Below are 20,139 nucleotides of genomic sequence, written 5' to 3' on the forward strand. Positions count from 1 at the left end.
GACCGCACCACCGACCGCATGAGCCTCGCCGCCACGGCGCGCATCGTCGCCGCGGCCGACGGATCGCTGCCCGTCCTCCAGGGCGAAGGCCCGCTGGCGCTGCGCCGCACCCGCGCCCCGGGCCCGTACACCCGGGTCACCGTCGTCGGCGCGATGAGCGCCCCGCTCGGCGGCGACCGGCTCCGCCTGGAGGCCGAGGTGCGGGACGGGGCGCGGCTCCTGGTCGACTCGGCCGCCGCGACCGTCGCCCTGCCGGGCCGGAGCGGCGCGCCGGCCGCCTACGACATCGCGCTCACCGTCGGTGCCGGCGCCGAACTGCGCTGGCTGCCCGAACAGCTGGTCTCCGCGGCCGGGTCGGCGCTGCGGATGCGCACGATGGTGGAGCTGGCCGGCGGAGCGCGTCTCGTCCTTCGGGAAGAGCAGGTCCTCGGCCGGCACGCCGAGGGGCCCGGCACCCTCCTCAGCCGGCTCACCGTGCGCCACGCCGGCCGGCTCCTGCTCGACCAGGAGCTCGGCTACGGCCCGGGCGCCCCGGCGGGCTGGGACGGCCCCGCGGTGCTCGACGGCCGGCGCGCGACCGGTCAACTCCTCGTCGTCGATCCGGCGTTCACTGACAAACCGGCCGAAACCCGGCTCTTCGGTGAGCATGGCGTCCTCGCCCCGCTCGCCGGTCCCGCCGCCCTCGTCACCGCGGTCGCGCCCGACGCCCTCGCCCTGCGCCGGGTGCTGAATGAGGCTTTGGCCCTGCTCTCACCCCTTTGAGGACGGGAACAAAACGTTCACCGCTCAGCGGTACACCGGTCACCGGTTATTGGTTCGGCAAAGAAACACGTGTTCGCTCTTTTACCCGAGGCCCCATTGACGAAAGGATCCCCCGGACAGCCCACCACGGCGCTGCCACGGGGGCGGCGCCTTTCGAGGGGGAGGGACCACTTGAGAAAAGCAGCAGTGCTCGGCTCTGCCGGCACTCTGATAGCGGGCACGCTCATGGCGACCGCGCTCGCGGCACCGACGGCCGGCGCCGTCACCGGCCACGACCGTGACGACGAGGCGCGCGGCGCGACCATCGCCGCCGCCGAGGCCGCCAAGGCCGGCATCGACTGGCAGGACTGCCCCGCCGACTGGGGCTTCGCACAGCCCATCCAGTGCGGCTGGGTCACCGTCCCGGTCGACTACGCCAAGCCCCACGGCAAGAAGATCAAGATTGCCGTCGACCGCGCCAAGGCCACCGGCACCGCCGGTGAGTACCAGGGCGCGCTGCTCTACAACCCGGGCGGCCCCGGCGGTTCCGGCCTGCGCTTCCCGAAGCGGGTCACCACCAAGAACCCGCTCTGGGTGAACACCGCGAAGGCGTACGACTTCGTGGGCTTCGACCCGCGCGGTGTCGGCCACTCGGCGCCCATCTCCTGCGTCGACCCGACCGAGTTCGTCAAGGGCCCGAAGCTCGACCCGGTCCCGGACAGCGAGGCGGACAAGGCCGTCCAGCGCAAGCTGGCCGCCGACTACGCCAAGGGCTGCGCCGAGAAGAGCGGCGACATGCTGCCCTACATGACGACGCGCAACACCGCCCGTGACCTCGACGTCATCCGGGCCGCGCTCGGCCAGAAGAAGCTCAACTTCATCGGCGTCTCGTACGGCACCTACCTCGGGGCCGTCTACGGCACGCTGTACCCGAGCCACGTGCGCCGCATGATCGTCGACAGCGTCGTCAACCCGGCGAAGAGCAACATCTGGTACAAGGCCAACCTCGAGCAGGACATCGCCTTCGAGGGCCGCCTCAAGGACTGGATGACCTGGGTCGCCCAGCACGACGACAAGTTCCACCTCGGCAAGACCCTCGCCGACGTGCAGCAGCAGTGGGTGACCCTGCGCGCCGCCGCCAAGAAGAGCCCCCTCGGCGGCAAGGTCGGCCCGGCCGAGCTCATCGGCTTCTTCCAGAGCGCCCCGTACTACGACTCCTCGTGGGTGCCGGTCGCCCAGGCGTGGAGCGCGTACGCCGCGGGTGACCCGCAGCCGCTGATCGACGGCGCCTCGGCCGACCTCACGGACACCGCCGGCAACATCGCGTCGGAGAACGGCAACGCCGTCTACACCGCCGTCGAGTGCGCCGACGCCGCCTGGCCGACCAACTGGAACAAGTGGAACCGGGACAACTCGGCCCTCCACAAGCAGTACCCGTTCATGACCTGGTCGAACGCCTGGATGAACCTGCCGTGCGCCACCTGGTCCGCGCCGCAGCAGAAGCCGACCCAGGTCAAGACCGGCAAGGGCCTGCCGCCGGTGCTCATCGTCCAGTCCGAGCGTGACGCGGCGACGCCGTACGCCGGTGCGGTCGAGCTGCACAAGCGCTTCCAGGGCTCGCGTCTCATCACCGAGAAGAACGCGGGTTCGCACGGTGTCACCGGCCTGGTGAACTCCTGCATCAACCCGAAGGTCGAGACGTACCTGCTCACCGGCAAGGTGGACAGCCAGGACGTGACGTGCGAGCCGCACGCCACGCCCGCGCCGTAACACCTGAAACACAGTGAGGGGCGGTCGCCGTACGGCGGCCGCCCCTCCGCCGTGCGCGGACTCAGCCGCGCGAGGCCAGCCAGGCGTCCTCCGCCGCGTAGTCGAACCAGTCCTGCTGGTACTTGGCCAGGTTCGGGAAGGCGTCCAGCCAGTCCCGGCCCGCCAGCCGCCGCGACAGGTACTCCACCGTCCCCGGCAGCGACTCCACGTACGACACCACCGGCCGGTACCCCAACTCCCGTTCCGCCGCGCCCATGTCGAAGACGACCGGCCGGTCCACGCCCCACGGCGTCTCCCCGACCCCGTCCACCGGCGGCGGCCCGTCGACGATCACCGTCTCGCTCTCCACGCCGACCACGGCGTCGACCGCCGCGCCGATCTCGGCCACCGTCGGCGCCTCGGGGTCACCGCCGTTGAGCACCCGGCTGCCGGGCCGCGCCGCCGCGAGCCGCACCAGCTCGCCGAGGTTGTCCACGTGCACCGGGTGGAAGCGCGAGGAGCCGCCGTACGCGAGCACCCGCACCGGCCGCCCGTCGAGCGCCCGCTTGACGAACCACAGCTCGCGCGGCGCCTTGCAGTACGGGCCGTGCACCGCGCCCGCGCGCAGCAGCGTCGTCGGCAACCGCTCCCCGAGCGCCAGCAGCTCGCGCTCCAGGGCCACCTTGCGGGTGCCGTACGTGCCCTCGCCCGGCGCGACCGTCGGCTGCGACTCCGGGATCGGCAGCGGGTAGAGCGGGAAGCCGTCCGGCTCGTCCTGGGTGTCGAAGCTGCGGCCCTTGTCGTCCTCGTACACCGCGCCGCTGGAGATCACCACCGCCGAGCCGATCCGGTCCGCGAGCCCCGCCAGCTGCCGCCCGTGCCCCGCGTCGAAGGCGACCACGTCCACCAGGACGTCCGTGCCCGCGCCGAGCGCCCCGGCCAGCGCGCCGTCCTCGTCGCGGTCCACCACCACCGACCGGACCTCCGCCGGCCACCGCTCGTCCCGTCCCCCGCCCCGCGAGGCGGCGGTCACCTCCCAGCCGTCCGCGACGAGCGCCCGTACGGCCGCCCGCCCGATCTGTCCCGTCGCTCCCAGCACGAATGCGTTGCCCTTGGTCATGGCAGGGACGCTACGGGCCGGCGGCCGGGCGGCCCAGCGGCTTTCGCCGTGCGCGGATTCGCCCTCAGCGTCCCGACTCCGGGAACTTCTCGGGCCCCGACGGGTTCTCGGCCGCCTTCACCTTCGCCGCGTACTCGTCCACGTACTCCTGCCCGGACAGCTCCAGGATCCGGTACATGATCTCGTCGGTGACCGCCCGCACCACCGCCTTCTCGCCCGCCATCCCCGCGTACCGCGAGAAGTCCAGCGGCTCGCCGAAGCGGATCGTGACCCGCCGGATCCTCGGCACCACCCGGCCCGGCGGCTGGATCTCGAAGGTCCCGACCATCGCGCACGGCACCACCTTCACCCCGGCCGTCAGCGCCATCACCGCGACGCCCACCTTGCCCTTGTAGAGCCGCCCGTCGTGCGAGCGCGTCCCCTCCGGATAGATGCCGAGCAGCTCGCCCTTCGCGAGCACCCCGAGCCCCTCGCGGATCGCCGCCCGCCCGGCCTCCCTGCCGGAGCGGTCCACCGGGATCTGGCCCGCGCTGCGGAAGAACGCGGCGGTCAGCCGGCCGCGCAGCCCCGGACCCGTGAAGTACTCCTGCTTGGCCAGGAAGGTGATCCGGCGGCTCAGCACCACCGGCATCAGGAAGTGGTCGGAGAAGGACAGATGGTTGCCCGCGACGATCGCCGCGCCCTCCTCCGGCACATGCTCCAGGCCCTCCACCCGGGGCCGGAACAGCAGCTTCAGCAGCGGCCCCAGAAACACGTACTTCAAGACGTAATAGAACACCGACAACCCCCGTCCGACGTCCGGCAAGCGTCCCGCAAGCCCTTTGTAACCAAGGCCGCCCCCGTGGTCCACTGGTGGGGAGGGACCGATGACAGGCGCGCGCGGGCACAGGCGTCCCGGCGCAGCCGCCACCGTCGCCGTACTGGGCGCCGTGGCGGCCGCCGGTCTGTACGGCTGCTCCGGCCCGGGCCCGTCGGAGCCGATGCCGCACCCGACGCCCACGCCCGCGCCCGCCACCTCGTCCCCCGCCGGGCTCTCCCCGTTCACCGGACTGCCCGCCGCGCCCGGCCGGGTCCTCGCGGTCAAGATCGACAACGTGCCGCCGGCCCGTCCGCACACCGGACTCACCGCAGCCGACCTCGTCTACGTCGAGCAGGTCGAATCCGGCCAGACCCGGCTCATGGCCGTCTACTCCTCGCACCTGCCCGACCGCGTCGGCCCGGTCCGCAGCGCCCGCGAGTCCGACCTCGCGCTGCTGCGCCAGTTCGGCCGGCCCGTCCTCGCCTACTCCGGCGCCCAGTCGGCGCTCACCCCGCTGCTGCGCGCCGCCCCGCTGCACCTGGTCAGCGAGGGAAGCAACCCCGGCGCCTTCCTGCGCGACCCCGCCCGCAGCGCCCCGCACAACCTCTATCTGCGGCCCGCCCGGGCCCTCGCCACCGCCCCGGACGCGAGCAGGGCCAAGGACATCGGCTTCCGCTTCGGGCCGGCCACGGGCGGCGGCACCCCGGTCAACAGCCGCACCGTGCGCTTCCCCGCCGCCCGCTACACCTTCACCTGGGCACCCGCCGAGCACGCCTGGAACGTCGCCATGGACGGCCGCTCCGACGGACCGCTGAAGCCGGCCACCGTCGTGGTGCAGCACGTCACCGTGCGGTCCTCGCGCTTCCACGACTTCCTCGGCGCCGTCTCCCCGTACACCGTGACCACCGGCTCGGGTACGGCACAGGTGCTGCGCGACGGGCGGGTGTACGAGGCCCGCTGGAGCCGGCCGACCGCCGACGCGGGCACGTCGTTCACGACGCCGTCGGGCGCGCCGCTCGCCTTCGCGCCCGGTCAGGTGTGGGTCCTGTTCACCGGAACGCGGTAGGCGCCACGGCCGTCACGGCTGGGGCTTCGGGCGGCCGCGCCGGGGCGGCCGGACGTGCGTCTCGCCGCTGTCCGCCGCCGCCATGCCGATGGTGACCACGCCGAGCAGCACCCAGCCGAACCACAGCCAGCCGCTGCTGCCGAGCGCCACCGTGTACGTGGTGATCACGATCAGGGCGCCGAACGTGATCCCACCCATCGCCTTCGTCGCACCGGACATATGGCACCGCCCTCCTCCACCAAGGCCATCGTGACCCTGCGGAGGGAGGTGCGCCAGCCCTGGGACGCTCCGGCGTACGCCCCCGTGGCCGGAATCCGCCCTGCCGTACGCCCCTCTGTCGTACGTCCCTACTGCCCGCTGCGCGTCCGCAGCGAGGCGAGGTACGCGTTGTACGCCGCCAGCTCCTTGTCCCCGTCGCGGTCCGCGGCCCGGTCCTTGCGGACCGCCTGCCGCTGCTCGGAGTGGTACCACTGGTAGACCAGCGCGATCAGCACCAGCACCGACGGGATCTCGCTGAACGCCCAGGCGATGCCGCCCGCCGCGTTCTGGTCGGCCAGCGCGTCGATGCCGAGCGAGGCCGGCGGGTTCTCGTACGCCTTGACCATCGGCGACGTCGCCATCATCAGCGCGATGCCGAAGAAGGCGTGGAACGGCATGCCCGCGAACAGCTCCAGCATCCGCATCACGTAGCCCGGCCGGTGCGGGCCCGGGTCCACGCCCATGATCGGCCAGAAGAAGACCAGGCCCACCATCAGGAAGTGCACCATCATCCCGATGTGGCCCACCTGGGAGCGCATCAGGAAGTCGAACAGCGGCGAGAAGTACAGCGCGTACAGGCTCGCGATGAACATCGGGATCGTGAACGCCGGGTGCGTGATGATCCGCATGTACCGGCTGTGCAGCAGCTTCAGGAGCAGCTCGCGCGGGCCGGTCGAGCCCCGGCCCGCCACCGGCAGCGCCCGCAGCGCGAGCGTCACCGGCGCGCCGAGCAGCAGCAGGATCGGCGACAGCATGGAGATCACCATGTGCTGCACCATGTGCACGCTGAACATGACCATGCCGTAGTCGTTGAGCTTGGTGCACATCACGAACGCGATGGTCAGCACGCCGACGGCGAAGAAGACCGTCCGGCTCACCGGCCACGTGTCGCCGCGCCCGCGCAGCCGCGCCACGCCCCAGCCGTAGAGCGCCAGCCCCACGGCACAGCCGATGAGGAAGAAAAGGTCGGGGGAGAACTCCACGGCCCGCCCCAGCGTGAACGGCGGCAGATCCATCGGCATGCCGTGTCCGCCGTGCCCGCTGTGATCCATGTGTCTACTCCTGGAGCCCGATTCGCGCTTGTTGTCCGCACCAGAGTAGAACCGCCCCCGGTCGCGATCACGACCGGGGGCGGCTGTCAGGACGGGTGTCCCGCGGGGCGGTGCGCGCGGGAACGGCTCAGAGCACGCACTCCGCCTCGGCGTAGCGGTCCGCCGGGACCGTCTTCAGCGTCTCCACGGCCTTGGCCAGCGGCACCAGCTCGATCTCCGTGCCGCGCAGCGCCGTCAGCATGCCGAACTCGCCGCGGTGCGCCGCCTCCACCGCGTGCCAGCCGAAGCGGGTGGCGAGGACGCGGTCGTACGCGGTCGGGGTGCCGCCGCGCTGGACGTGACCGAGGATCACCGGGCGGGCCTCCTTGCCGAGGCGCCGCTCCAGCTCGACGGAGAGCTGGTTGGCCACGCCGGTGAAGCGCTCGTGGCCGTAGATGTCGGTGCCGGCCGTGCGGAACTCCATCGAGCCGTCCTCGCGCGGCTTCGCGCCCTCGGCGACCACGACGATCGCGAAGCGCTTGCCGTCCTCGAAGCGGGCGCCGACCCGGGCGGTCAGCTCGTCGATGTCGAAGGGCCGCTCGGGCACGACGATGGCGTGGGCGCCGGCCGCCATGCCGGAGTGCAGCGCGATCCAGCCGGTGTGCCGGCCCATGACCTCGACGATCAGCACGCGCTGGTGGGACTCGGCGGTGGTCTTCAGCCGGTCAAGGGCCTCGGTGGCCACGGTGACGGCGGTGTCGAAGCCGAAGGTGACGTCGGTCGACGCGATGTCGTTGTCGATGGTCTTCGGGACGCCGACGATCGGCAGCCCGGCCTCGGAGAGGAGGTTCGCCGCCTTCAGGGTGCCCTCGCCGCCGATCGGGATGATCGCGTCGAGGCCGAGCTCGGCGACATGGCCGCGGGCCCGCTCGACGCCGTCGACGAGATGGGCGGGCTGGACCCGGGAGGAGCCGAGGATGGTGCCGCCGCGGGCCAGGATGCCGTTCACGGCGTCGAGGTCCAGCTTGCGGTAGTCGCACTCCAGGAGGCCCTTCCAGCCGTCGTGGAAGCCGATGACCTCGTCGCCGTGGTCGACGACGGCGCGGTGCACGACGGACCGGATGACGGCGTTCAGACCGGGGCAGTCTCCGCCGGAGGTGAGCACACCAATGCGCATAGCCCAAAAACCTTTGCAACGTGGGCCGACTCCCGGACCACGTCGTCCGGCTGGATCCCCGCCACCCTATCGGTGGAGAGTGGCGGGGCCGAACCGGATGTCCGCAGATTGGACACCGTATTTACTTACGAATCCAATGTGCGTAGGGGCGCTCAGACGTGCAGTCCCCGGAAGGGGACTGCCGGTCCGTCAGGACGTCTGCGAGGCCGACGCGATGCGCTCGGAACGCAGCGCGTCGTACCAGCGGTCGTCCGTCGGCGGCAGCGCGTTCACGTCCAGGGCCAGCTTCAGGAGCAGGTCCGCGATCTGCGGGTTGCGCGCCATGACGGGGCCGTGCATGTACGTGCCGAACACGGTGTCGTTGTACGCGCCCTCGGTGCCGTCGCCGGTGCCGTTGCCGTTGCCGAACACGGTCCGGGCGAACGGGCGGGCGGTCGGGCCCAGGTGGGTGACGCCCTGGTGGTTCTCGAACCCGGTGAGCTGGGGCAGGCCCAGGTGCGGGTCGATGTCGGCGAGCACGTCACCGACGCAGCGCTCGCCCTCACCGCGGACCGTCGTCACGTCGAGCAGGCCGAGGCCCGGCTCGCGCTCGCCGAGGTCGTTGATGAACTCGTGGCCCAGGATCTGGTAGCCGGCGCACACCGAGAAGATGATCGCGCCGTTGGCGGCGGCCCGGTTCAGGCCGCCGTCGCGGCGCAGCCGCTCGGCCGCGAGCCGCTGCGGCCGGTCCTCGCCGCCACCGATCAGATAGATGTCGCCGGAGGTCGGGATCGGCTGGTCGCTGCGCACGTCGACGCGCTCGACGCTGAGTCCGCGCTGCTGGGCGCGGCGCTCCACGACCAGGACGTTGCCCTGGTCGCCGTAGGTGCTGAGCAGGTCGGGGTAGACCCAGACCAGACGCAGGCTGCTGTCACTCATGCTGCAAGTCCTTTAGCGAGGTCGGTGCCGGGGTCAGTTGCCGACGCGGCGGCGGACGTCCTGGAAGGCGGTGTAGTTGGCGATCAGCTCGATCTGGCCGGGCGGGGCCACCGTGACGGCCTCGTCGAGCGTGTCGCACACGCGGAAGTCCACGCCCGCGACCTCCAGGCGGACCGCGAGGTCCAGCTTGCGGTCGCCGATCACCATGATCGGGTGGCCGGCCAGCCGGCCGTAGTCCACGTCCCACAGCCACGAGGTGTCGGTGCCGTCGGCGCCGCGGGCGTTGACGGACAGGATCACCGGGGCCGGCGGCTGGTCGATCAGGGAAAACGTTTCGAGCCAGCCGGCCGGGTTCTTCGCGAGCAGCAGCCGGATGTCCCGGCCCTGGAAGTTGATCACGTCGTAGCGGCCGGCGACGGCCTGCACCTGGTACATCCGCTCCAGGGCGACCTGCGGCGGCACCCCGAAGACCGCGGCGACCGCGGCGGAGGTGGCGGCGTTGGCCTTGTTGGCGCGGCCGGGCAGCTGGAGGTGGATCGGCCAGGCCGAGCCGTGCGGGTCGAGCACGTGGTCGCCGTTGAGCGCCCAGCTCGGCGCGGGACGGCGGAAGCCGCACTCGCCGCAGAACCAGTCCTCGCCCGGGCGCTGGAGCACACCGCCGCAGGAGGGGCACGACCAGGCGTCGTCCTTCCACTCCTGGCCGACGGCCACCCACACCACGTTCGGGGAGGAGGAGGCGGCCCACACGATCAGCGGGTCGTCGGCGTTGGCGATGACCACGGCCTTGGTGCCGTTGAGGCCCTCGCGCCACTTCTCGGCGAGCATCCGGGTCTCGGCGGCGCGGTCGAGCTGGTCGCGCGAGAGGTTGAGCAGCGCGATCGCCTTGGGCGTGGTGTCGCGGGCGACGCCGGCCAGGTACTTCTCGTCGACCTCGATCACGCCGTACTTGGCGTCGCCGCCGCCGGCCAGGGCGGAGGTGATGCCCGCGGGCATGTTCGCGCCGAGCGCGTTCGAGACGACCGGGCCGCTGGCCCGCAGGGCCTCGGCGATCAGTCGCGTCGTCGTCGTCTTGCCGTTGGTCGCCGACACGAGGACGACGTCCAGGTGCTGCGCGAGCGCTCCCAGCAGATCGGGGTCGAGCTTGAGCGCGACCCGCCCGCCGATCACCGATCCGCTGCCGCGTCCCGCCGCGCGCGACACGGCGGCGGCCGCCTTGCCGGCCGTCACGGCCAGCTTGGAGCGCGCCGACAGCGGCTCCGGATTACCGGCGTGTCCTGACATCGTCCCTGTTCCTCCTTGCGTCGGTCCGGGCTCAGCCTATCGAGATCCGGCCAGGAGCCCGAACCGCGGCACCGCCGGGCGGGGCCGAGGCCCCCTGAACGTACGCTTGCGTCCATGCGAAACCGGTTGATCCCCGGCAGTTCCGGCCGCGTCCGAGCGATGACCCTGCTCGGCGCTCCCGTGCTGCACACCCCCTGCGAGCCCGTCACCGACTTCGGCCCCGAACTGGCCCGGCTGGTGGAGGACATGTTCGCGACGATGTACGCGGCGAACGGCGTCGGCCTGGCCGCGAACCAGGTGGGCGTCGGGCTGCGGGTCTTCGTGTACGACTGCCCGGACGACGAGGACGTGCGGCACCTGGGCCATGTGGTGAACCCGCGGCTCGTCGAGGCCGACGGCGACGTGTTCCGCGGCCCCGAGGGCTGTCTCTCCCTCCCGGGCCTGGAGGCCCCCACCCCGCGCTTCGACCGCGCGGTCGTCGAGGGCGTCCGCCTGGACGGCACCCCGGTCCGCGTCGAGGGCACCGGCTTCTTCGCGCGCTGCCTCCAGCACGAGGCGGACCACCTGGACGGCGGGGTGTACGCGGACCACGTGACGGGGTGGGGCAGGCGGAAGCTGCTGAAGTCGATCAGGAAGGAGCCGTGGGGGAGCGGCGTGGCGGTACTGGAGGACTGAGCCTCCCTTTTTCGGCGCCCCGGCTCGCTCGGGGGGACGGCGCCGGAGGGCCGGTTCCTAGAACCCGGGGCCGTCCGCGCGGTCGCCCGCCGCCGCGAGCCGGCCCCACAGCAGGTCCGCCAGGCTGCGTACCAACTCCGCGCGCGAGCACGGGCGTTCGCCCAGCCACCAGTCGCCCGCCGCGTGCATCATGCCGACGATGCCGTGGCCCCAGATGCGGGCCTGGGCCTCGCTGTCCGGGCCGAGGTCGACGCGCTCGGCGATGACCTGGCCGAGTTCCTCGCCCATGCGGCGCAGCAGCGGGGCGGAGTGACGGCCGACGTCGAAGCCCTGCTCGGCCTGGTGGGACTCCTCGGCCGGGTGCATGAGGAAGCGGTAGACCTGCGGCATGGCCTCGATGGACGCGAGGTACGTGTCGAGGGTGGACTCGACGCGCTGTCGCCGGTCGGCGGGCGCGTCGAGCGCGGCGCGCAGGGCGGAGAGCAGGGCGTCGGTGTGGCGGGTGGCGAGCGCCCGGTAGAGGCCGCCCTTGTCGCCGAAGTGCCGGTAGAGGATCGGCTTGGTGATCCCGGCCTCGGCGGCGATCGCGTTCATCGACGCCTTCGGCCCGTCGCGGAGCACCACGCGGTCCGCCGCCTCCAGCAGTTCCCGCCGTCGCTGCTCGGCCGGCTTCTGCTGGTCGGTGGTGGTCCGGTGTGTGGTGTCCATAAGCGTCTCTCCCCGCCCGTGCGAATTCCTGAGGCTGTCCGCAACGTAACACTCCGGCGGCACCCGGTGCCGTCCGGCCGTCGCCGGGCCGTCGTCCGCAGGAACCGCGTCGCTGCTGGTTGACAGGGGCTACCCGTCGGTAACACACTGCTGTTACCGCAAGTAACACGCTGCCGGGAGGGATCATGGCCGAGTTCACGCTCGAACTCAACGACGACCAGAAGCAGGTGCGCGACTGGCTCCACGGCTTCGCCGCCGATGTGATGCGCCCCGCGGCCGCCGAGTGGGACGAGCGCGAGGAGACTCCCTGGCCGATCATCCAGGAAGCCGCCAAGCTCGGAATCTACTCCCTCGACTTCTACGCGCAGCAGTTCTTCGACCCGACCGGCCTCGGCATCCCGATGGCCATGGAGGAACTGTTCTGGGGCGACGCCGGCATCGCGCTGTCCATCGTCGGCACCGGCCTCGCCGCCGTCGGCGTGCTCGCCAACGGCACCGAGGAGCAGATCGGCACCTGGGTCCCGCAGATGTACGGCGACGCCTCCGACGTCAAGGTCGCCGCCTTCTGCTCCTCCGAGCCCGACGCCGGCTCCGACGTGACCTCCATGCGCACCCGCGCCGTCTACGACGAGGCCAAGGACGAGTGGGTGCTCAACGGCACCAAGACCTGGGCGACCAACGGCGGAATCGCCAACGTCCACGTGGTCGTCGCCGTCGTCGACCCCGGGCTCGGCTCCAAGGGCCACGCCTCCTTCATCGTGCCGCCGAACACCCCCGGCCTCTCCCAGGGCCAGAAGTTCCAGAAGCACGGCATCCGCGCCTCGCACACCGCCGAGGTCGTCCTGGAGAACGTCCGCGTCCCCGGCCACTGCCTCCTCGGCGGCAAGGAGAAGCTCGACGAGCGCCTCGCCCGGGCCCGTGAGCGGGCCAGGCAGGCCGGCAACGGCGAGCGGGTCAAGAACGCCGCCATGGCCACCTTCGAGGCGTCGCGCCCGGCCGTCGGCGCCATGGCCGTCGGCACGGCCCGCGCCGCGTACGAGGTCGCCCTCGACTACGCGAAGACCCGCGAGCAGTTCGGCCGCCCGATCATCGACAACCAGGGCGTCGCCTTCCAGCTCGCCGACATGCGCACCCAGATCGACGCGGCCCGCCTCCTCGTCTGGCGCGCCTCCTGGATGGCCACCGCCGGCAAGCCCTTCACCTCCGCCGAGGGCTCCATGTCCAAGCTGTACGCGAGCGAGGTCGCCAAGAAGGTCACCGCGCAGGCCATTCAGATCCTCGGCGGCAACGGCTACACCCGGGAGTACCCGGTCGAGCGCATGCACCGCGACGCCGCGATCTACACGATCTTCGAGGGCACGAGCGAGATCCAGCGCCTCGTCATCGCCCGCACCCTCTCCGGCATGCCGATCCGCTGACCCGGGGTCCGGGCCGGCCCGGCTGCGGACCGGGGCCCGGGGCGGCGCCGGGGACCCCGGTCACCCGGACGGCCCGGCCCGGTCGCCGCGCCGGCGGCCCGGCGCGACGGTGAGACCGTGGCGGGATCGCCACCGGTCTCCGCTGCCGCTCCGCGCGACCCGCGGTGACCGCACCCCGGACGAGAGGTGGCGGCCATGGCGGCCATGCCCAGTGGCGCACGACAGGACGCGGGCGGCTACGGAGGAGGCGCGGTACAGCCGAGCAAGCCGGCGGTGTTCGCCGGTGTGGCGCTGTTCATCAGCGGGGTGCTGAGTTTCCTCCTCGGCGTCGCCGGCATCGCCCAGGACAGGCTCTTCGTCGTGTCGGGGAACTACGCGTACCGCTTCGACATCACCGCCTGGGGCTGGATCCACCTGGTGATCGGGGTCGTGCTGATGGTCGTGGGCGTCGCGGTGCTGGCCGCCAAGGGCTGGGCCCGCGGGGCGGGCATCGCTCTCGCCGCGATCAGCCTCGTCACCCAGTTCATGTTCATCCCGTACTACCCGGCGTGGGCGATCTCCGTGATGGTCCTGGACCTCGTCATCATCTGGTCGCTGGCCCGGCTTCTCGGCGAGTGAGCGGCGGGGCGCAGAGGCCGGGTGCGTTCAACTCGGGTATGTCCATGGGGACAACGGAGTGCAGCACTCGCGAGGGCCGCCTGCCAGGGGGCACCGCCGTGCGGCAGAATCGAAGACGGCAGCGACGCTCACGAGGGGGACGGCACGATGGCGATCACCGGCCAGGAGACGCAGAACACACCGGAGATTCCCGAACTCGCGGGAATCCCGCTGCTCGGCTCCATGCTCGACCTGAAGAACGACTCGCTCGGCACCTTCCTCAAGGCCCGCCGCGACCACGGCGACGTCGTCCGCATCACCGCCGGACCCCCCGGAATGCGGGCCACCATCCACCTCGTGCTCTCCGCCGAGGGCGCCCAGCAGGTCCTGGCCACCGAGGCCGCCAACTTCCGCAAGGAGAACAACTTCTACGAGGAGCTCCGGGTCTCCTTCGGCAACGGACTGCTCACCAGCCAGGACGAGGACTACCTGCGCCAACGACGGCTCGTCCAGCCCCTGTTCACGCGCCGCAGCGTCGACACCTACGCCTTCGCCGTCGCCGAGGAGGTCGACCGGCTCACCGGCACCTGGCGCGACGCCGGGCACGAGAGCGTCGACGTCATGCACGAGATGACCACGCTCGCGCTGCGCGCCGTCGCCCGCATCCTCTTCGGCACCGACGTCGACGCCGCAGTCGACATCGTCGAGCGCTGCTTCCCGGCGGTCGGCGCCTACGTCTCCCGCCGCGGCTACTCGCCCCGCAACATCCCGCGCCAGTGGCCCACCCCGGGCAACCGCAAGGCCGCCGCCGTGCACGAGGAGCTGTACGCCGTCTGTGACCGCATCATCGCCGAACGGCGCGCGGCCGGCACCAGCCACGAGGGACGGGACCTGCTGACCCTGCTGATGGCCGCCGAGAGCGACGAGGACGGCGGCTTCGACGCCACCGAACTGCGCGAGCAGGTCCTGGTGTTCCTGCTCGCCGGGCACGAGACCACCGCCACCTCGCTCGCCTTCGCGCTGCACCTGCTCGCCAAGCACCCCGAGGAGCAGAAGCGGGCCCACGAGGAGGTCGACCGGGTCCTGGCCGGCCGCACGCCCGGCGCCGCCGACCTCGACGCGCTGCCGTACGTCACCCGGGTGCTCAAGGAGGCCATGCGCCTCTTCCCGGCCGCCGCGGCCATCGGCCGCCGGGCCGTCGCCGCCACCGAGATCGGCGGGTACACCATCCCGGCCGGCGCCGACGTCATCATCGCGCCCTGGGTCACCCACCGGCACCCCCGCTACTGGGACGAGCCGGAGCGCTTCGACCCCGACCGCTTCACCCCCGAGGCCGAGGCCGCCCGCCCCCGCTACGCCTGGTTCCCCTTCGGCGGCGGCCCGCGCGCCTGCATCGGCCAGCACTTCTCCATGCTGGAGTCGGTGATCGCGCTCTCGATGATCCTCCAGTCCTACGAGCTGGAGGCCATCGACACCGAGATCCCGCTGTCCGCCGCGATCACCCTCCAGGCCATGGGCCCGGCCCGCTGCCGCCTGAAGCCGCGTACGGCCTAGGGAGCAGCGGTACGGGTCGCCACGACGATCGTGGCGTAGAGGTCCTCGTCCTCCAGGACCCGGGCCGCAAGGCCGTGCGCGGCGACCGCCGCCACGGCCGCGTCCGTCTGGCGCTCGCTGGTCTCGAACAGCAGATGCCCGCCCGGCGCCAGCCACTCCGCCGCGCCCCGCGCGACCCGGCGCAGCACGTCCAGGCCGTCCGCGCCGCCGTCGAGCGCCACCAGGGGCTCGTGGTCACGGGCCTCGGGCGGCAGCAGCGGGACGTCGCCGCTCGGCACGTACGGGACGTTGGCGACGAGCACCTCGATCCGGCCCCGCAGTTCGGCCGGCAGCGGGTCGAAGAGGTCGCCCTCGTACACCCGCCCGCCGCGCGGCTCCACGTTGCGGCGGGCGCAGCGCACGGCGGCCGGCTCGATGTCGGCCGCGTGCACCTCGGCGCCCTCGACCGAGGCGAGCAGCACCGCGGCCGCCGCGCCCGTGCCGCAGCACAGATCGACGCAGAGCGCGCCCGGCCGGGCGAGCGCCACCGCCCGGCCGGCCAGGAACTCGGTGCGCCGGCGCGGCACGAACACCCCGCCGTCCACCTCGATCCGCAGCCCGGCGAACGCCGCCCAGCCCACGACGTGCTCCAGCGGCAGGCCCGCGGCCCGCCGCTCCACCATCGCGTCCAGCTCGGCCGGCCCGGCCGCGGCCGAGCGCAGCAGGTCCGCCTCCTCCTCGGCGAACACGCAGCCCGCGGCCCGCAGCCGCGTCACGACGTCAGGCAAGCTGGGCCTCGATCGCGGCGAGCAGCTCCGGGGCCTCCGGCTCGGTGCGCGGCCGGAAGCGGGTCACGGCGCCGTCCCGGCCGACGAGGAACTTCTCGAAGTTCCACTGCACGTCACCGGCCTCGCCCGCGGCGTCGGCGACCTTCGTCAGCTCCGCGTACAGCGGGTGCCGGCCGGCCCCGTTGACCTCGGCCTTCGCGAGCAGCGGGAAGGTCACGCCGTACGTCGTCGAGCAGAACGTGCCGATCTCGTCCGCGCTGCCCGGCTCCTGGCCCGCGAACTGGTTGCACGGCACGCCGAGCACGGTGAAGCCGCGCTCGCCGTACTCCTTCTGCAGCCGCTCCAGACCGGCGTACTGCGGGGTGAGACCGCACTGGGACGCCACGTTCACGACCAGGACGGCCCGGTCGCGGTAGTCGGCGAGGGAGAGCGGGTCGCCGGCGAGGGTCGTCAGCGGAATCTCGTACAAGCTCATGGGACTGCTCCTCGTCACAATGGGGTTTGATCTGACCATGGAAGACGAATCGCTGGCAATCGACATCGGTGCCACGCCCGGCGCCGACGCCGCCGGCCGGGTGTGGTGCCGGCTGTGCGGGCGCGCGCTGACCGGCGCCGCGTCCCGCCGCAGCGGCCTCGGCCCGGCCTGCGACGCCAAGCTGCACCCGCCGGGCCCGGACATCCGGACCCGGCGGCACGACGTCGAGCAGGACGCGCTGCCCGGTCTCTAGCGCCCGTCCGGGCCGCCCGGCACGTGCCCGTGGGCCTCCACCGCGAGGTCCTGCCAGGCCTCCCAGGTGCGCAGCCGGTCCGCGTAGACCTGCGTGAGCAACTCGTGGCCCTGCCCGCCGAAGAAGACCCGCAGCGGCGGGTTCTCCGCGTCGACGATCTTCAACAGCGCCCGGCCCGCGGCGGCCGGATCGCCCGCGTCGAGGTCCTTCGCGAACGCGGCGAACTGCTCGCGCAGCCCCTGGTAGAGCGGATCGGCCCCGGCGTGGACGACGCTCGTCATCGCATCCGTCGCGAAGGAACCGGGCTCGACCAGGGTCACCCTGATCCCGAACGGGGCGACCTCCTGGGCGAGGGACTCGCTCAGGGCCTCCAGCGCCCACTTGGAGGCGTGGTAGCCGCCGCCCAGCGCCATCGCCGTGACGCCGCCGACCGAGGAGATCTGCACGATGTGCCCGCCGCCCTGCGCCCGCAGCCGCGGCAGCGCGGCCTGTACGACCCACAGCGGGCCGTACAGATTGGTCTCCAGCTGGTCACGCAGCTCCCGCTCGCCGAGTTCCTCGACGGCGCCGAAGAGCCCGTAGCCCGCGTTGTTCACGACCACGTCGAGCCGGCCGAAGTGCTCCGCGGCCCGCCGCACGGCCTCGTGCACGGCGGCCCGGTCGGTGACGTCCAGCGCGAGCGGCAACACCACCCCGCCGTGCGCGGCGACCAGGCCGTCGAGGCGCGAGGTGTCCCGGGCGGTCGCGGCCACCCGGTCGCCCCGCGACAGCGCGGCCTCGACGAAGGCGCGGCCGAGGCCGCGGGAGGAACCGGTGACGAACCAGACCTTGCTCATGAGGGATGTCCGTTTCTGTTGTCGCTGAGGAGCGCGATGACGCTCGTCGCGCATGAGACGCCGCACCGGGCCGTCCTGTGACACCCCGGCCGGCACACGCGTCAGCCCAGCCGCAGCACCGCCACCTCCAGTTCGAGGCGCACCTTCGGGCTCACCATGAAGCGGGTCGCCGCGTTCTGGTTCACCCCCCACGCGAAGCGGTCGATCACGGCGCCGCCGCGCAGCGCGACCCGGTGGCCGTCGCCGCCGCCGGTCAGCTCCAGATCGAGGGTGACCGGCCGGGTCACCGACCGAAGGGTGAGGTCGCCGGTCACCGCGAACCGGGTGTCGCCGGTGCGCCGCACCTCGGTCGAGGCGAACTCCACGGCCGGGAACCCGGCCGTGCCCAGGAAGGCGGCGCACAGGTGCTCGTCGCGCCGCGCGTTGCCGGTGCGGATGCTGTCCGCGCGGAGGGTGAGCCGCACGTGGGACCGGGCCGGGACGGCGCCGTCCAGGTGCGCCCGGCCCTCGAAGTCGTCGAAGTGGCCCCGTACCCGGGTGGACAGGGCGTGGCGGGCCACGAAGCCGATGCGGGTGCGGCCCGTGTCGAGAACGTAGTCGCCGGTCAGTGCGGCGAGAGCGGTGGTCGTGGTGGACATGGTGGTCGCTCCTCGTACGTGGTGGGGTTCGCCCGTACGACGAGACGGCGCCCCGGAATGTCAGGCCGGCCGTCTCACATTTCGCGGGGCTGTCTCGTCGTAGGGGTGTGAGTACGCGCGAGGAGAAGGCCGGTGGCACCATGAACAGCCCGTCCGAACCCGACCAGGAGCTCGGGGCGGTCATGAGCGAGCGGCGGCAGCTGATCGGGGTCGCCTACCGGCTGCTCGGTTCGCTGGCCGACGCCGAGGACGTCGTCCAGGACACGTACGCCCGCTGGTACGCGATGGCGCCGGAGCAGCGCGCGGACATCGCCAACCCGGCGGCCTGGCTGACCCGGGTCGCCAGTCGCATCTGTCTCGACGTGCTCGGCTCGGCGCGGGTCCGGCGCGAGAGCTACGTGGGCGAGTGGATCCCCGAGCCGGTGCCCGGGCGCCCGGAGTGGATCGGCGAGCGGCCCGGCGACGCCACGGCCGACCCGGCCGACCGGGTCACGCTGGACGAGTCGGTCAACATGGCCTTCCTCGTCGTCCTCGACGCGATGACGCCGGCCGAGCGCGTCGCCTTCGTGCTGCACGACGTCTTCGGTTACGCCTTCCCCGAGGTCGCCGAGATCGTCGGCCGCACCCCGGCCGCCTGCCGTCAGCTCGCCTCCTCGGCCCGCCGCCGCGTCCACACGGCCCGCCCGGCCGCCGGGGCTGCCGCGGCCGCGCCCGACGCCCGGCGCGCCGGACTGGTCCGGGACTTCAAGCGGGCCTGGGAGGCCAAGGACATCAAGGCCCTGGTCGGCCTGCTCGCCCCGGACGCCACGGTCGTCGCCGACGGCGGCGGTCTCGTCGCCGCCGCGCTGCACCCGGTCGAGGGCCACGAGCGGATCGCCCACTACCTGGTCGACCTGATCGCCCTCGCCCCCGGAATGACCTTCCAGGAGCGCACGGTCAACGCCCAGCCGGGACTGACGGTCCATCACGAGGGCGCCGTCGTCGCCGTGTTCGCCTTCGACATCGCCGACGACCGGATCGCCGGCATCTGGGCCGTACGCAACCCGGAGAAGCTCCGCCCCTGGACGACGCAGGAGTAGACGCGCTCCCGAGCCGTGGACCGGAGGGGGTGGGCCACGGCTCGTGGATCAGAGCGGGTGGGCCACGGCTCGTGGACCGGAGCGGGGGGCCTCGGCTCGTGGATCAGATCTCGGGGGCTAGAGCTTGCGGAAGAGGCCCTCCTGGACCACCGATACGAGCAGCCTGCCCTCGCGGTCGTAGATCCGGCCGCGGGCCAGGCCGCGCCCGCCGGTCGCGATCGGCGACTCCTGGTCGTACAGGAACCACTCGTCGGCCCGGAACGGCCGGTGGAACCACATCGCGTGGTCCAGCGACGCCATGTCGAAGCCGCGCGGACCCCACAGCGGCTCGATGGGGATCCGCACCGCGTCGAGCAGCGTCATGTCGGAGGCGTAGGTGAGCGCGCAGGTGTGCACCAGCGGGTCGTCGCCCAGCGGCCCGACCGCCCGCATCCACACCGCGCTGCGCGGATCCGCGCCGTGCACCTCTTCCTTCGACCAGCGCAGCCGGTCCACGTAGCGGATGTCGAAGGGCTGCCGGCGGGCCATCCGCTCCAGGGCCTCCGGCAGCGTGCCCAGGTGGTCGCGGATCTCGTCCGCGAGGTTCGGCAGGCTGTCCGGGTCGGTGAGGTGCCGCGGCGGCAGCTGGTGCTCGAAGGCGCCCTCCTCCGGGAGGTGGAAGGAGGCCGTCAGATTGAAGATCGTCCGGCCCTCCTGGACCGCCGTGACCCGCCGGGTGGTGAAGGAGCGCCCGTCGCGCACCCGCTCCACCTGGTAGACGATCGGCACGCCCGGCCGGCCCGGCCGCAGGAAGTAGGCGTGCAGCGAGTGCACCGGGCGCTCGTCGTCCACCGTGCGCCCGGCCGCCACCAGGGCCTGGCCGGCGACCTGCCCGCCGAAGACGCGCTGCAACGACTCCTGCGGGCTGCGGCCGCGGAAGATGTTCACCTCGATCCGCTCCAGATCGAGCAGATCCACGAGTCTCTCGGCGGGGTTCGTCACCTCGTGCTCCTCTTCCAG

The 20,139-nt window shown here is 72.7% G+C and carries 22 protein-coding genes; 9 read left to right on the forward strand and 13 right to left on the reverse strand.

Going from position 1 to position 20,139, the window contains the following annotated elements:
- Positions 1-18: 18 nt before the first annotated feature.
- On the forward strand, positions 19-762 hold the full coding sequence (locus ACFYU9_RS14800) for an urease accessory protein UreD (RefSeq protein ID WP_389345305.1): 744 nt from the start codon (positions 19-21) through the stop codon (positions 760-762).
- 225 nt (positions 763-987) lie between these two features.
- Positions 988-2,511, forward strand: coding sequence for an alpha/beta hydrolase (locus ACFYU9_RS14805; protein WP_389217737.1), 1,524 nt, complete (start codon positions 988-990; stop codon positions 2,509-2,511).
- Positions 2,512-2,572: 61 nt separating this feature from the next.
- Here ACFYU9_RS14805 and ACFYU9_RS14810 read toward each other — a convergent pair whose 3' ends face one another.
- Both ACFYU9_RS14810 and ACFYU9_RS14815 read right to left on the reverse strand, forming a co-directional pair.
- Positions 2,573-3,610 (reverse strand): NAD-dependent epimerase/dehydratase family protein, encoded by a 1,038-nt coding sequence (locus tag ACFYU9_RS14810; RefSeq protein WP_389217314.1) that lies wholly within the window; start codon positions 3,608-3,610, stop codon positions 2,573-2,575.
- Between the two features lie 64 nt (positions 3,611-3,674).
- Complete coding sequence (locus ACFYU9_RS14815) at positions 3,675-4,388, reverse strand: lysophospholipid acyltransferase family protein (RefSeq protein ID WP_389344860.1); 714 nt, start codon at positions 4,386-4,388, stop codon at positions 3,675-3,677.
- Between the two features lie 88 nt (positions 4,389-4,476).
- Between ACFYU9_RS14815 and ACFYU9_RS14820 the strand changes: the two genes are divergently transcribed.
- Positions 4,477-5,475 carry a DUF3048 domain-containing protein gene (locus tag ACFYU9_RS14820; RefSeq protein WP_389344862.1) on the forward strand — a complete coding sequence of 333 codons (999 nt, stop codon included), beginning with the start codon at positions 4,477-4,479 and terminating at the stop codon, positions 5,473-5,475.
- A 12-nt stretch (positions 5,476-5,487) separates the two neighbouring features.
- On the opposite strand, the gene ACFYU9_RS14825 is transcribed toward ACFYU9_RS14820, so the two are convergent.
- From ACFYU9_RS14825 to ACFYU9_RS14845, 5 genes are all read right to left on the reverse strand, one after another.
- Positions 5,488-5,694: a hypothetical protein gene (locus ACFYU9_RS14825; RefSeq protein ID WP_389217758.1), complete on the reverse strand. Its 207-nt coding sequence runs from the start codon at positions 5,692-5,694 to the stop codon at positions 5,488-5,490.
- 128 nt (positions 5,695-5,822) lie between these two features.
- A complete protein-coding gene (locus tag ACFYU9_RS14830; protein ID WP_389217320.1) occupies positions 5,823-6,785 on the reverse strand; it encodes a cytochrome c oxidase assembly protein in 963 nt (320 codons plus the stop codon).
- A gap of 127 nt (positions 6,786-6,912) precedes the next feature.
- Positions 6,913-7,941 (reverse strand): 6-phosphofructokinase, encoded by a 1,029-nt coding sequence (locus tag ACFYU9_RS14835; protein WP_389217322.1) that lies wholly within the window; start codon positions 7,939-7,941, stop codon positions 6,913-6,915.
- 189 nt (positions 7,942-8,130) lie between these two features.
- Entirely contained in the window at positions 8,131-8,859 is a 729-nt protein-coding gene (locus ACFYU9_RS14840) for a type 1 glutamine amidotransferase (RefSeq protein WP_389217325.1), read from the reverse strand.
- A 33-nt stretch (positions 8,860-8,892) separates the two neighbouring features.
- Positions 8,893-10,140: a MurT ligase domain-containing protein gene (locus tag ACFYU9_RS14845; RefSeq protein WP_389217328.1), complete on the reverse strand. Its 1,248-nt coding sequence runs from the start codon at positions 10,138-10,140 to the stop codon at positions 8,893-8,895.
- A gap of 114 nt (positions 10,141-10,254) precedes the next feature.
- Here ACFYU9_RS14845 and def point away from each other — a divergent pair, with 114 nt between their 5' ends.
- Positions 10,255-10,815, forward strand: a complete 561-nt coding sequence (gene def, locus ACFYU9_RS14850) for a peptide deformylase (protein WP_389217331.1) — start codon at positions 10,255-10,257, stop codon at positions 10,813-10,815.
- 57 nt (positions 10,816-10,872) lie between these two features.
- Here def and ACFYU9_RS14855 read toward each other — a convergent pair whose 3' ends face one another.
- Positions 10,873-11,523, reverse strand: a complete 651-nt coding sequence (locus tag ACFYU9_RS14855; RefSeq protein WP_389217334.1) for a TetR family transcriptional regulator — start codon at positions 11,521-11,523, stop codon at positions 10,873-10,875.
- Positions 11,524-11,708: 185 nt separating this feature from the next.
- Here ACFYU9_RS14855 and ACFYU9_RS14860 point away from each other — a divergent pair, with 185 nt between their 5' ends.
- The 3 genes from ACFYU9_RS14860 to ACFYU9_RS14870 all read left to right on the forward strand — a co-directional run bounded on the left by ACFYU9_RS14860 (position 11,709) and on the right by ACFYU9_RS14870 (position 15,092).
- A complete protein-coding gene (locus tag ACFYU9_RS14860; protein WP_389344864.1) occupies positions 11,709-12,941 on the forward strand; it encodes an acyl-CoA dehydrogenase family protein in 1,233 nt (410 codons plus the stop codon).
- A gap of 195 nt (positions 12,942-13,136) precedes the next feature.
- Positions 13,137-13,559, forward strand: a complete 423-nt coding sequence (locus tag ACFYU9_RS14865) for a hypothetical protein (RefSeq protein WP_389217340.1) — start codon at positions 13,137-13,139, stop codon at positions 13,557-13,559.
- Between the two features lie 147 nt (positions 13,560-13,706).
- Entirely contained in the window at positions 13,707-15,092 is a 1,386-nt protein-coding gene (locus tag ACFYU9_RS14870; RefSeq protein WP_389217343.1) for a cytochrome P450, read from the forward strand.
- Here ACFYU9_RS14870 and ACFYU9_RS14875 read toward each other — a convergent pair.
- Positions 15,089-15,847 (reverse strand): putative protein N(5)-glutamine methyltransferase, encoded by a 759-nt coding sequence (locus ACFYU9_RS14875; RefSeq protein ID WP_389344866.1) that lies wholly within the window; start codon positions 15,845-15,847, stop codon positions 15,089-15,091. The two genes, ACFYU9_RS14870 and ACFYU9_RS14875, sit on opposite strands and share 4 nt — an antisense overlap.
- Before the next feature lie 4 nt (positions 15,848-15,851).
- Positions 15,852-16,334, reverse strand: a complete 483-nt coding sequence (locus ACFYU9_RS14880; protein ID WP_389217348.1) for a glutathione peroxidase — start codon at positions 16,332-16,334, stop codon at positions 15,852-15,854.
- Between the two features lie 37 nt (positions 16,335-16,371).
- Here ACFYU9_RS14880 and ACFYU9_RS14885 point away from each other — a divergent pair, with 37 nt between their 5' ends.
- The gene (locus tag ACFYU9_RS14885) at positions 16,372-16,587 is read left to right on the forward strand and encodes a DUF6011 domain-containing protein (protein ID WP_389217351.1); all 216 of its coding nucleotides are present in this window, start codon (positions 16,372-16,374) and stop codon (positions 16,585-16,587) included.
- Here ACFYU9_RS14885 and ACFYU9_RS14890 read toward each other — a convergent pair.
- Together ACFYU9_RS14890 and ACFYU9_RS14895 are read right to left on the reverse strand one after the other, a co-directional pair.
- Entirely contained in the window at positions 16,584-17,423 is an 840-nt protein-coding gene (locus tag ACFYU9_RS14890) for an SDR family NAD(P)-dependent oxidoreductase (protein WP_389344868.1), read from the reverse strand. The two genes, ACFYU9_RS14885 and ACFYU9_RS14890, sit on opposite strands and share 4 nt — an antisense overlap.
- Positions 17,424-17,524: 101 nt before the next feature.
- On the reverse strand, positions 17,525-18,061 hold the full coding sequence (locus ACFYU9_RS14895) for a YceI family protein (RefSeq protein WP_389344870.1): 537 nt from the start codon (positions 18,059-18,061) through the stop codon (positions 17,525-17,527).
- 140 nt (positions 18,062-18,201) lie between these two features.
- Between ACFYU9_RS14895 and sigJ the strand changes: the two genes are divergently transcribed.
- The gene (gene sigJ, locus ACFYU9_RS14900; RefSeq protein WP_389217740.1) at positions 18,202-19,140 is read left to right on the forward strand and encodes an RNA polymerase sigma factor SigJ; all 939 of its coding nucleotides are present in this window, start codon (positions 18,202-18,204) and stop codon (positions 19,138-19,140) included.
- 117 nt (positions 19,141-19,257) lie between these two features.
- Here sigJ and ACFYU9_RS14905 read toward each other — a convergent pair whose 3' ends face one another.
- Entirely contained in the window at positions 19,258-20,121 is an 864-nt protein-coding gene (locus ACFYU9_RS14905; RefSeq protein WP_389217360.1) for an acyl-CoA thioesterase, read from the reverse strand.
- Positions 20,122-20,139 lie beyond the last annotated feature (18 nt).

The organism is Streptomyces sp. NPDC004327, from assembly GCF_042873935.1.
Taxonomy (GTDB): domain Bacteria; phylum Actinomycetota; class Actinomycetes; order Streptomycetales; family Streptomycetaceae; genus Streptomyces.

Coding starts and splice junctions, on each gene's coding strand:
- ACFYU9_RS14800 (WP_389345305.1), top strand. CDS start 19: ATGAGCCTCGCCGCCACGGCGCGCATCGTCGCCGCGGCCGACGGATCG.
- ACFYU9_RS14805 (WP_389217737.1), top strand. CDS start 988: ATGGCGACCGCGCTCGCGGCACCGACGGCCGGCGCCGTCACCGGCCAC.
- ACFYU9_RS14810 (WP_389217314.1), bottom strand. CDS start 3,610: ATGACCAAGGGCAACGCATTCGTGCTGGGAGCGACGGGACAGATCGGG.
- ACFYU9_RS14820 (WP_389344862.1), top strand. CDS start 4,477: ATGACAGGCGCGCGCGGGCACAGGCGTCCCGGCGCAGCCGCCACCGTC.
- ACFYU9_RS14825 (WP_389217758.1), bottom strand. CDS start 5,694: ATGTCCGGTGCGACGAAGGCGATGGGTGGGATCACGTTCGGCGCCCTG.
- ACFYU9_RS14830 (WP_389217320.1), bottom strand. CDS start 6,785: ATGGATCACAGCGGGCACGGCGGACACGGCATGCCGATGGATCTGCCG.
- ACFYU9_RS14835 (WP_389217322.1), bottom strand. CDS start 7,941: ATGCGCATTGGTGTGCTCACCTCCGGCGGAGACTGCCCCGGTCTGAAC.
- ACFYU9_RS14840 (WP_389217325.1), bottom strand. CDS start 8,859: ATGAGTGACAGCAGCCTGCGTCTGGTCTGGGTCTACCCCGACCTGCTC.
- ACFYU9_RS14845 (WP_389217328.1), bottom strand. CDS start 10,140: ATGTCAGGACACGCCGGTAATCCGGAGCCGCTGTCGGCGCGCTCCAAG.
- def (WP_389217331.1), top strand. CDS start 10,255: ATGCGAAACCGGTTGATCCCCGGCAGTTCCGGCCGCGTCCGAGCGATG.
- ACFYU9_RS14855 (WP_389217334.1), bottom strand. CDS start 11,523: ATGGACACCACACACCGGACCACCACCGACCAGCAGAAGCCGGCCGAG.
- ACFYU9_RS14860 (WP_389344864.1), top strand. CDS start 11,709: ATGGCCGAGTTCACGCTCGAACTCAACGACGACCAGAAGCAGGTGCGC.
- ACFYU9_RS14865 (WP_389217340.1), top strand. CDS start 13,137: ATGGCGGCCATGCCCAGTGGCGCACGACAGGACGCGGGCGGCTACGGA.
- ACFYU9_RS14870 (WP_389217343.1), top strand. CDS start 13,707: ATGGCGATCACCGGCCAGGAGACGCAGAACACACCGGAGATTCCCGAA.
- ACFYU9_RS14880 (WP_389217348.1), bottom strand. CDS start 16,334: ATGAGCTTGTACGAGATTCCGCTGACGACCCTCGCCGGCGACCCGCTC.
- ACFYU9_RS14885 (WP_389217351.1), top strand. CDS start 16,372: ATGGAAGACGAATCGCTGGCAATCGACATCGGTGCCACGCCCGGCGCC.
- ACFYU9_RS14890 (WP_389344868.1), bottom strand. CDS start 17,423: ATGAGCAAGGTCTGGTTCGTCACCGGTTCCTCCCGCGGCCTCGGCCGC.
- ACFYU9_RS14895 (WP_389344870.1), bottom strand. CDS start 18,061: ATGTCCACCACGACCACCGCTCTCGCCGCACTGACCGGCGACTACGTT.
- sigJ (WP_389217740.1), top strand. CDS start 18,202: ATGAACAGCCCGTCCGAACCCGACCAGGAGCTCGGGGCGGTCATGAGC.